This is a genomic window from Flavobacterium sp. (assembly GCF_029242675.1).
Lineage (GTDB): Bacteria > Bacteroidota > Bacteroidia > Flavobacteriales > Flavobacteriaceae > Flavobacterium.
The window spans coordinates 1-9675 of the sequence record NZ_JAQWTM010000023.1; the positions used below are offsets into that span (position 1 = coordinate 1).

A 9675-nucleotide genomic window follows, 5' to 3' on the forward strand; every position below is an offset into this window, starting at 1 on the left:
TACAGCAGTTGCTATGCAACCTGATATTGCTTTATTTTCTGCTGGTGGAGAAACATCATTAGAGTGGGCTCCTAAATTTGCTGCTGTAGGAACGACTGTCATTGATAACTCCTCTGCATGGAGAATGGATCCTACTAAAAAATTAATTGTTCCTGAAATTAATGCATCTGAATTAACGAAGGAAGATAAAATTATAGCTAATCCAAATTGCTCAACGATCCAAATGGTTTTAGCATTGGCTCCTTTGCATAAAAAATACAACGTAAAACGAATCATAGTTTCTACCTATCAGTCAATTACGGGTACTGGTGTAAAAGCAGTACAACAGCTAGAAAATGAATATGCTGGAATCGATGGTGAAATGGCCTATAAATATCCTATTCACCGCAATGCCATTCCACAATGTGACTCATTCGAGGAAAACGGTTACACTAAGGAAGAAATGAAGTTAGTGCGTGAAACTAAAAAAATATTAAGTGATAATACAATTGCAGTTACCGCTACTGCTGTTCGTGTACCTATCGTAGGCGGCCATAGCGAGGCATTGAACGTAGAGTTCAGCAATGACTTTGATGTTGATGAGGTTCGCACTATTCTACGAGCAACAGACGGAATTGTTGTACAAGATAATTTACAAGAATTCGAATATCCAATGCCAATGTACGCCGAGGGTAAAAATGATGTTTTTGTTGGTCGTATCCGAAGAGATGAATCACAAGCTAACACGCTTAACATGTGGGTAGTTGCTGATAACCTCCGTAAAGGTGCTGCTACAAACACCATTCAAATTGCAGAATATTTAAGAAAGAATAGTTTAGTGTAAACTCGATATCTATTAGTGCTAAAAAATCGTTTGTTTTAACATTCTATATGTTTTGTTAAAACAGACGGTTTTCTTTTTAAGGTTTTCTTACCTTTGCTTGTGATGCAAAATAAAAAACTCTTAGTTAGTATGTCCTTAGTGATGACGGTATTGATTTCAATACTGTCTCAATCACTGCATACCTATGAGCATTTTTCCCAGCAGTTTGCAGACAAAGAATGTCATCACAAGAAAAATAATTACGGAGAACCGGAGATCACCCACCAACACCATTCCCAGGACGATTGTAAAGTGTGTCATTTTAGTTTTGGTTCGTACATTGCTCCTAAAGCAATTGCCTATCAGCTTCGTTCCAATTTCAAAATGGTGCCCTATTTTAATAATGCCCAAGAAAGAATCTTCATTTTTTCGGGTAGTATGTATGCTCATAGAGGACCGCCAATTAGTACGGTTGTTTAATACTTCTTTTTTTTGGACTTAATCTTATAGGAACAAGGTCAAAAATCATTTTATTATTTTCTTTTTACAAAGAACTATTGTACTGCTGCCTTCAAGATAAAATCACAGTTTTAATGAACTAGGATTTTATGATGACGCGCCTTTGGTACTGTTTATTTGTAAAAAGCAAAATCTATTTAGTACAATCCATACAATCATTTCAATGAAAAATATATTTATAATCCTATTAATAGGGTTTTCGGCAATGCTACAAGCGCAAAATTCAGTTTCGGGAACAGTAACCGATAAAGATAAAAATCCAGTAGTAGGTGTCTCTGTTTACGCACCTGAATTACATAAAGGAACTACAACAGATGGAAGCGGAAATTATACGATTTCAAATGTTCCAGTGGGTTCCTTAAAATTAGTTTTTGATTATGTTGGTTATAATAATCAATCCAAGACCATCCTAATTGCTGCAAATAGTAACACTTTAAATATTAGTTTGGAGCAAGCCATTTTTAAAATGGATGAGGTAATTGTTTCGACTGCCTTTAATAAATTGCAGTCTCAAAACATTATGAAAGTCGAGCATGCCACCATCAAAGAGTTGCAACAAAAAGGAACGGCTACGCTTATAGAAGGTTTAGCTACTATTCCTGGTGTCTCGCAAGTTTCGACAGGAACATCTATTGGAAAACCTGTAATTCGTGGTTTAAGTGGCAACCGTGTTTTGGTTTATTCGCAAGGAGTGCGTATGGAAAACCAGCAATTTGGCGATGAGCACGGTCTCGGTTTAAATAATGCTGGTGTCGAAAGTGTTGAGGTTATAAAAGGACCTGCTTCGTTGTTGTATGGTTCAGATGCCTTAGGAGGTGTTTTGTATTTTAATCCAGAGAAATTTGCCGATGCGAATACATTCAAGGCTGATTTCAATCAAAAATTATTCTCAAATACACTCGGTAGTAATTCTTCGCTTGGATTAAAGACATCAACTGACAGTTGGAAATTTCTTGCTAGAGGTTCGTATAATACGCATTCAGATTATCGAATTGCAGGCGGTGACCGTGTAACTAACACTCGTTATAATGAAACCGACTTTAAAACCGGAATTGGGTATAGCAACTCTAAGTTTACGAGTACATTGCGATACAATTACAATAAATTAGATTTAGGAATTCCAGAAGACGGAATAGCAGATCAGTCTTCAAGCAAAACTACCGGTTTCCCGAGACAAGGTGTTTTTAGTCACTTGCTAAGTTTAAATTCGGTTGTTTACTTTAAAAATACCAAGCTAGATGTTGATTTAGGATATGTATCTAATGATCGTTCTGAGTTTGAAGATAGTGACGTAGCTGGTTTGCAAATGAAATTAAATACTTTTAATTACAACACTAAATTCCATCTTCCTAAGGTTGGTGCTTTTGAATCCATTATTGGAGTTCAAGGAATGCATCAAACGAATGTGAACTCTGGTGAAGAATACCTTATTCCTGATGCTACGACTAATGACTTTGGAATGTTTGGTACAGGGAATTATGAATGGGGATCCAGTGTCGTTCAAGCAGGTTTACGATTTGATAACCGCCAAATTACTTCTATTGAAAATGGTATAGTTGGTGAGGAAGGGTATTTTAAACCCATCGATCGTTCGTTTAATAGTTTTAATGCTTCAATGGGATACAAAACCAGTTTAGCTGATAATTTCACGATGCGTTTAAATGTGGCTTCAGGATTTAGAGCGCCTAACTTGGCTGAATTAACTTCTAACGGTGTTCACGAAGGGACGAATCGCTATGAAATCGGAAACGAAAATTTAAAAACAGAGCAAAACGTACAAACGGATTTGAACCTAGAATACAACAACAGCCACTTTGAATTTTTTGTAAATGGTTTTTACAACCACATTAATAATTACATCTATACTTCGCCGGCGGGTTACGTTTTAGACAACAATGATGTGTTTGATTACATACAAGACAATGCTAAATTATACGGTGGGGAAGTAGGATTTCATTTTCATCCTCATCCTTTAGACTGGTTACATTATGAAACAAGTTTTGAAACCGTAACGGGTAAAAAACAAGATGGAGAATACTTACCATTGATTCCGGCTAATAATTGGAATAATACCATTAGAACCGAGTTTTCAATTAAAAATTGGTTGGATCAAGGTTTTGCAACCCTAAACTTAAGTTCTACTTTTAATCAAAATAATGTTGGCGGTTTTGAAACAAGATCAGCAGGGTATACGCTGGTTAATTTAGGTTTTGGTGGAAAAGTTACTTTGGGTAAAACGATTTTTAACGTGAACTTAAACGGAAATAATCTATTTGATAAAAGATACATCGCGCATCTTTCCCGATTAAAAAATGATGGTATTCCTAATATACGAAGAAACGTTGTTTTAGGTGTGAATTTTACACTTTAAAAAGTCAACAGCGGGAAGTCGCTTAGATTTAATTAGAACCCAAGGCGCAAGGTCAATTTCACAATTGATTTTGCGCCTTATTCGTTTATATAAGCATATTTTAATACAACTTAAAACTAAGTTTTGTATATTTGTTTAACATTTGTAAATAATGTTTAAACAAAATAAAACTAGTAGGCAGTAGCAGTGAATAAAACCCCCATAAATATCGTTTGGTTCAAAAGAGATTTACGTTTCGTAGATAACGAAGCCTTGTATGCTGCACACCATTCGGGTTTGCCATTATTGCTGGTCTATTTTTTTGAACCTTCAGTTATGAGTTATGACGATTCTGATGTGCGTCATTGGCGGTTTGTGTATGAATCCATTCAAGATTTGCAAAAAAAACTCGCTCCAATAAATGCTACGCTGCATTTTTTTTATAATGAAGTAAGCAACGTATTTACTGAATTAGTAAAAAAGTACGATATAAAGACGGTGTTTTCACACCAAGAAATAGGAAATAAAGTTACCTATGACCGAGATATTGCGATGCAATCTTTTTTTCAGCAACATAATATTAACTGGAAAGAGTCGCAAATGCACGGCGTTATTAGGAGATTAAAATCAAGACAGCATTGGGATAAGCGATGGGAAGAGGTCATGCGTGCCGAACCCAAAATGCTCGATGAAAAACAACTGAACCTAGTTGCTCTCGATGCTCATTTTTACGACAGACTAAAAGGCGAACCGCTTTCCCATTACATCACAAACCGTAACACCAATTTTCAGCAAGGTGGAGAATATTGGGCTTGGCGTTATCTAGATAGTTTTGTAAAGGAGCGTTACGTTAATTACAGCAAGCATATTTCTAAACCCGCATTGAGTCGTAAAGGCTGCAGCCGCTTATCGCCTTATTTGACCTACGGTAATATTAGTATGCGAATGATTTACCAATACACCAATCAGCATTACGAGAATTCAAAAAATAAAAGAGCAATTCTCAATTTTGTTTCGCGACTGCATTGGCATTGTCATTTTATTCAAAAGTTCGAAGACGAATGCCGCATGGAGTTCGAAAATGTCAATAGAGCCTATGATACTTTGGTTAAACCAAAGAACGAAACCTATATAAAAGCGTGGCAAGAAGGAAAAACAGGTGTGCCAATTGTTGATGCTTGCATGCGCTGTTTGGTGGCTACCGGTTATATTAATTTTAGAATGCGCGCCATGGTAGTTTCTTTCTTTACTTTTAATTTATGGCAGGATTGGCGCGAATTGCATTTTTTAGCAAGGCAATTTTTAGACTATGAACCAGGTATTCATTATCCGCAAATCCAAATGCAATCGGGGACAACGGGAATCAACACTATACGAATTTATAGTCCCATAAAAAACTCGGAAGATCACGATACCGAAGGTGTTTTTATCAAACAATGGGTACCGGAGTTGGCTGAGATTCCAGTGAATTTAATTCATGAACCTTGGAAGTTAAATCCCATCGAACAGCAATTTTATAAATGCGAAATAGGAAAAGATTATCCTGAGCCGATTGTAAACATTGATGAAACCAGAAAATTTGCCAGTGATATTGTGTGGAGCTTCCGCAAAAAAGACGAAGTGAAAGAGGAGGGAAAACGAATTTTGAAAAAACATGTGAGTAGAAAGCCAAATTTGCAAAGCAAGAATGTGCGAATCACTCATTCCGAACTAGATTCGGAATCTGATCTAAGCCCAAGAACTAAAAAGACAAAATCATAATGACACTATTTTTAAAAGCGAACTGGGAAAACATAATAATGGCTAATTATGAAATCGATCCTGCTATATTAATTCCGTTTTTACCAAAAGGAGTCGAACTCGATTTGTTCGATGGTAAGGCTTACATCAGTTTGGTTGGTTTTATGTTTAAGGATACCAAACTGTTCAATATTAAAATTCCCTATTTCGGGACGTTTGAGGAAATCAATTTACGCTTTTATGTAGTTCGGAAAGAGGGCAATTCAATCAAAAGAGGCGTAGTATTTATCAACGAGACGATTCCCTATCCCATCGTGGCTTGGATGGCTAATAAACTATACAATGAGAAATATACTGTAGTTCCTACGAAGCATCAAATTAATGGGGACGGAGCAACTAAAAAAGTAAATTTTGAATGGCTACTCAATAAAAAATGGAATAACATTTACGTGGAAGCGACAACAGTTTCAAAGCCAATGCAGTCTGATAGTCTAGAAAAGTTCATCTACGAGCATTATTACGGTTATACGAAAATTGACGAAAATACTAGCGAAGAATACAAATTGCAACATCCGAGCTGGCTTGTAAATAAAGTAGAAAAGTATACGATAAATTGTGATTTCAAAGCGATGTACGGTGAAGCTTTTTCTGTTTTGAATAACACGGAGCCTGCTGCTGTTTTCATCGCCGAAGGATCATCCGTAGGAATAGAATGGAAGCGAAACCGATTAAATTTTGACCATGAAAGGAGTTAAAAAACAAAACCTACCCTCAAAAATGTGTATCGTTTGCAACCGCCCTTTTGGATGGCGAAAGAAGTGGGAAAAAGTGTGGGACGAGGTAAAATACTGCAGCGATAAATGCAGAAGCAATAAATAATACAATGAGTAAAACAGTACGATTAATTCTTGGCGATCAACTTAATTCCAATCATTCTTGGTTTACAACCGTGGATGAGTCGGTAGTGTATGTGATGATGGAAGTGCGATCAGAAACCGATTATGCCAAGCACCACATTCAAAAAGTAGTTGGTTTTTTTGCTGCGATGCAAGCCTTTTATGCAGACTTAAAAGCCAAAAAGCATCAAGTAATATATATCTATTTGAACGACGAGGATAATTTGCAATCTTTCGATAAAAACATTAAAAGTCTTTTCGAAAAGCATCAATTCACACATTTTGAGTACCAGCAACCCGATGAGTTTCGATTGGATGAATTATTGAAGGAGTTGTGTAAAACCCTTTCTATAGGTACTTCAGTGGTAGATTCGGAGCATTTTTATACGACGCGAACGGAATTGGCTGATTTTTTTGAAGGTAAAAAGACGTTTATTTTAGAGAATTTTTATCGCATGCTTCGCAAAAAGCATGATGTACTCATGGAAGGAGGGCAGCCGCTGACCGGGAAGTGGAATTACGATAGCGAAAACAGAAAAAAATTACCCAAAAATCATAAACCTACGGCACCTTTAGTTTTTACTAACAACGTCACTGAAATTCTTGAAGAAGTTAATAAAACCGATATTCAAACCATCGGGACCATAGATGCTACTAATTTTGTTTGGCCAGTGAACAGAGAGCAGTCGCTTGAATTATTAGACTTTTTTATCGAGCAGTGTCTGCATTTATTTGGTAGTTATCAAGATGCGATGACACCAAATGAGTGGTCGTTGTATCACTCTAGATTGTCTTTTTCGATGAATATCAAAATGATTTCACCACAAGAAGTGATCGATAAAGCAGTTGAAGCTTGGCAGGCAAATCCAGATAAAATCGAGTACAATCAACTGGAAGGTTTTGTTAGGCAAATTATAGGTTGGAGAGAATACATGCGAGGTATTTATTGGTTACAAATGCCGGAATATGCCAGTATGAACTTTTTTAACAACCAAGAAAAATTACCCGATTGGTTTTGGACGGGGAAAACTAAAATGAATTGTTTGAAAGACGCCATTAATCAATCGCTAAACTTCGCCTATGCACATCATATTCAACGACTGATGATCACGGGGAACTTTGCGCTTTTGGCTGGAGTACATCCGGATGAAATCGATGCATGGTACTTGGGTATCTATATTGATGCTATTGAATGGGTCGAAATCACCAATACACGCGGTATGAGTCAGTTTGCCGATGGTGGTATTGTAGGAACTAAACCGTACGTAAGTTCCGCTTCCTACATTGACAAAATGAGTCATTATTGCGGCAGTTGCTTCTACAAAAAAGAGGTTAAAACGGGCGATAAGGCGTGTCCGTTTAATAGTTTGTATTGGAATTTTTATGATAAAAATGAAGATAAACTAGGTAAGAATCCCCGAATTGGAATGATGTACAATGTATGGCGAAAAATGAAGCCCGAAGCACAAACGGCATTGCTAGAACAAGCCGATTATTATTTGAAAAATATTAATGAATTATAAAAGAGTAGTTAGCTACCAATTTTTATTCAGCAAAATTATATTACTATGAAAACAGCTATAGTTTGGTTTAAAACCGATTTACGATTAGAAGATAATGAAGCGTTATTAAAAGCAATTGCGCATGGAGATTCCGTATTGCCAGTTTATTGCTTTGACGATGCCGAGTTCAGAATTACAAAATACGGCTATCCTAAAACGGGTAGTTTCCGAGCGCAGTTTATATTGGAATCTTTGATTGATTTAGATGCTAATTTGCGTAAAATAGGTTCAGGCTTATTGATTTTGAAAGGAAATCCCGAAGTTGAAATCCCTAAAGTTGCAGCCCAATACAAAGCCCAAAAGGTTTTTGCAAAAAGAGAAGTCGCCTACGAAGAAAAGAAAATGGAAGCCAAAGTGCAAGAAGCGCTGTTTAAAATACGCTGCGAGTTAGAGACCTTGAGCACGAGCACCATGTATCATGCCGAAGATTTGCCTTTTGCGATAAAAAACATTCCTGATGTGTTTACGCAATTCCGTCGTAAAACCGAATTAGACGCGACCGTTAGAGCGGTTTTTCAAAAACCGGATAGCATTGCTTCTCCTGAAATACCTGAATTAGTTTTGCCGACATTAAAAGAGTTAGGTTTAGAATATACGCCTATCGATTCTCGTGCAGCTATTCAATTCAAAGGAGGAGAAACCGAAGCGCTAGCGAGATTGAACCATTATTTTTATGAAACTAAAAACCTCTCAGTTTACAAAGAAACACGAAACGGAATGGTGGGAGAAGACTACTCTTCTAAATTCTCAGCTTGGTTGGCTCTAGGATGTATTTCTCCCAGGACGATTTACGACCAAGTAAAAAAGTATGAGGAAATGCACGAAGCCAATGAATCGACCTATTGGTTGGTTTTTGAGTTGTTATGGCGTGATTTTTTCCGATTCATGTTCAAAAAATACCAGACAAAGTTTTTCTTATACGCGGGTATAAAGACTGATAAGCCTAATTCGAAATCCTTAAACGAGAAATTACTTTCGCAATGGATTAATGGCGCCACAGATTCACATTTTATTAACGCCAACATGATCGAGTTGAAGGAAACGGGATTTATGAGTAATCGTGGACGTCAAAACGTGGCGAGTTATTTTTGTAACGAACTCAATATGGACTGGCGATTGGGTGCCGCTTACTTCGAATCGCAATTGATCGATTATGATGTGTGCAGCAATTGGGGCAATTGGGCCTACCTTGCAGGAGTGGGTAATGACCCTCGAAAACACCGTTATTTCAATATCGAGAAGCAAGCAAAGGATTATGACAAGGATAGCGTTTTTAGAGATTTATGGTTGAAATAGCAGCATGATCTAAAATTTGAATGTGACTTTTGAAACTTCTAAATTTAAGAACCGTTTTAATGTGATTTTTTTTTCGCAAAGAGCTACAAAGTTGACTCAGAGGTTCGCTAAGTTTTAAAGGACTTACGTGTTGCGTTAGTTTAATTTTTTAACCATTAAGGCATTTAGCTTCATTAAGTGTTGTATTAGTATTCTTAATTGTCCTTTATTTCTTAATGGTAAAAAAGAATTTTGCGGTTCTCTGTACAATCTCTGCTCATCTCTGTGTAGTTTTTCCTTACGCAAAGAGCCACAAAGTTGACTCAGAGGTTCGCTAAATTTTTAACCATTTACGTGTTGCGTTAGTTTAATTTTTAACCATTAAGGCATTAAGATTCATTAAGTGTTGTTTTAGTATTCTTAATTTTCCTTAATTTCTTAATGGTAAAAAAGAATTTCGCGATTCTCTGTGCAATCTCTGCGCATCTCTGTGTAGTTTTTCCTTACGCAAAGAGCCACAAAGTTGACTCA

8 protein-coding genes are annotated in these 9675 nt (G+C 36.7%); all 8 read left to right on the forward strand.

The window, feature by feature from the left end; translation table 11 throughout:
• Positions 1-823: aspartate-semialdehyde dehydrogenase (locus P8M54_RS00750; protein WP_300283865.1), on the forward strand; the 823-nt coding region annotated here is incomplete at its 5' end.
• 129 nt (positions 824-952) lie between these two features.
• Positions 953-1282: a hypothetical protein gene (locus P8M54_RS00755; RefSeq protein WP_300283867.1), complete on the forward strand. Its 330-nt coding sequence runs from the start codon at positions 953-955 to the stop codon at positions 1280-1282.
• 202 nt (positions 1283-1484) lie between these two features.
• Entirely contained in the window at positions 1485-3692 is a 2208-nt protein-coding gene (locus P8M54_RS00760) for a TonB-dependent receptor (RefSeq protein WP_300283869.1), read from the forward strand.
• A 186-nt stretch (positions 3693-3878) separates the two neighbouring features.
• Positions 3879-5432, forward strand: a complete 1554-nt coding sequence (locus P8M54_RS00765; RefSeq protein WP_300283871.1) for a deoxyribodipyrimidine photo-lyase — start codon at positions 3879-3881, stop codon at positions 5430-5432.
• Complete coding sequence (locus P8M54_RS00770) at positions 5432-6166, forward strand: DUF2071 domain-containing protein (protein ID WP_300283873.1); 735 nt, start codon at positions 5432-5434, stop codon at positions 6164-6166. Before P8M54_RS00765 ends, P8M54_RS00770 begins: the two co-directional genes overlap by 1 nt.
• Positions 6153-6290 (forward strand): DUF2256 domain-containing protein, encoded by a 138-nt coding sequence (locus P8M54_RS00775; protein ID WP_300283875.1) that lies wholly within the window; start codon positions 6153-6155, stop codon positions 6288-6290. Before P8M54_RS00770 ends, P8M54_RS00775 begins: the two co-directional genes overlap by 14 nt.
• A gap of 4 nt (positions 6291-6294) precedes the next feature.
• Positions 6295-7830: a cryptochrome/photolyase family protein gene (locus tag P8M54_RS00780; protein WP_300283876.1), complete on the forward strand. Its 1536-nt coding sequence runs from the start codon at positions 6295-6297 to the stop codon at positions 7828-7830.
• Between the two features lie 45 nt (positions 7831-7875).
• Positions 7876-9165 (forward strand): DASH family cryptochrome, encoded by a 1290-nt coding sequence (locus tag P8M54_RS00785; protein WP_300283878.1) that lies wholly within the window; start codon positions 7876-7878, stop codon positions 9163-9165.
• The last annotated feature ends 510 nt before the right edge of the window (positions 9166-9675 follow it).

Coding starts and splice junctions, on each gene's coding strand:
- P8M54_RS00780 (WP_300283876.1), top strand. CDS start 6,295: ATGAGTAAAACAGTACGATTAATTCTTGGCGATCAACTTAATTCCAAT.
- P8M54_RS00775 (WP_300283875.1), top strand. CDS start 6,153: ATGAAAGGAGTTAAAAAACAAAACCTACCCTCAAAAATGTGTATCGTT.
- P8M54_RS00760 (WP_300283869.1), top strand. CDS start 1,485: ATGAAAAATATATTTATAATCCTATTAATAGGGTTTTCGGCAATGCTA.
- P8M54_RS00770 (WP_300283873.1), top strand. CDS start 5,432: ATGACACTATTTTTAAAAGCGAACTGGGAAAACATAATAATGGCTAAT.
- P8M54_RS00785 (WP_300283878.1), top strand. CDS start 7,876: ATGAAAACAGCTATAGTTTGGTTTAAAACCGATTTACGATTAGAAGAT.
- P8M54_RS00755 (WP_300283867.1), top strand. CDS start 953: ATGTCCTTAGTGATGACGGTATTGATTTCAATACTGTCTCAATCACTG.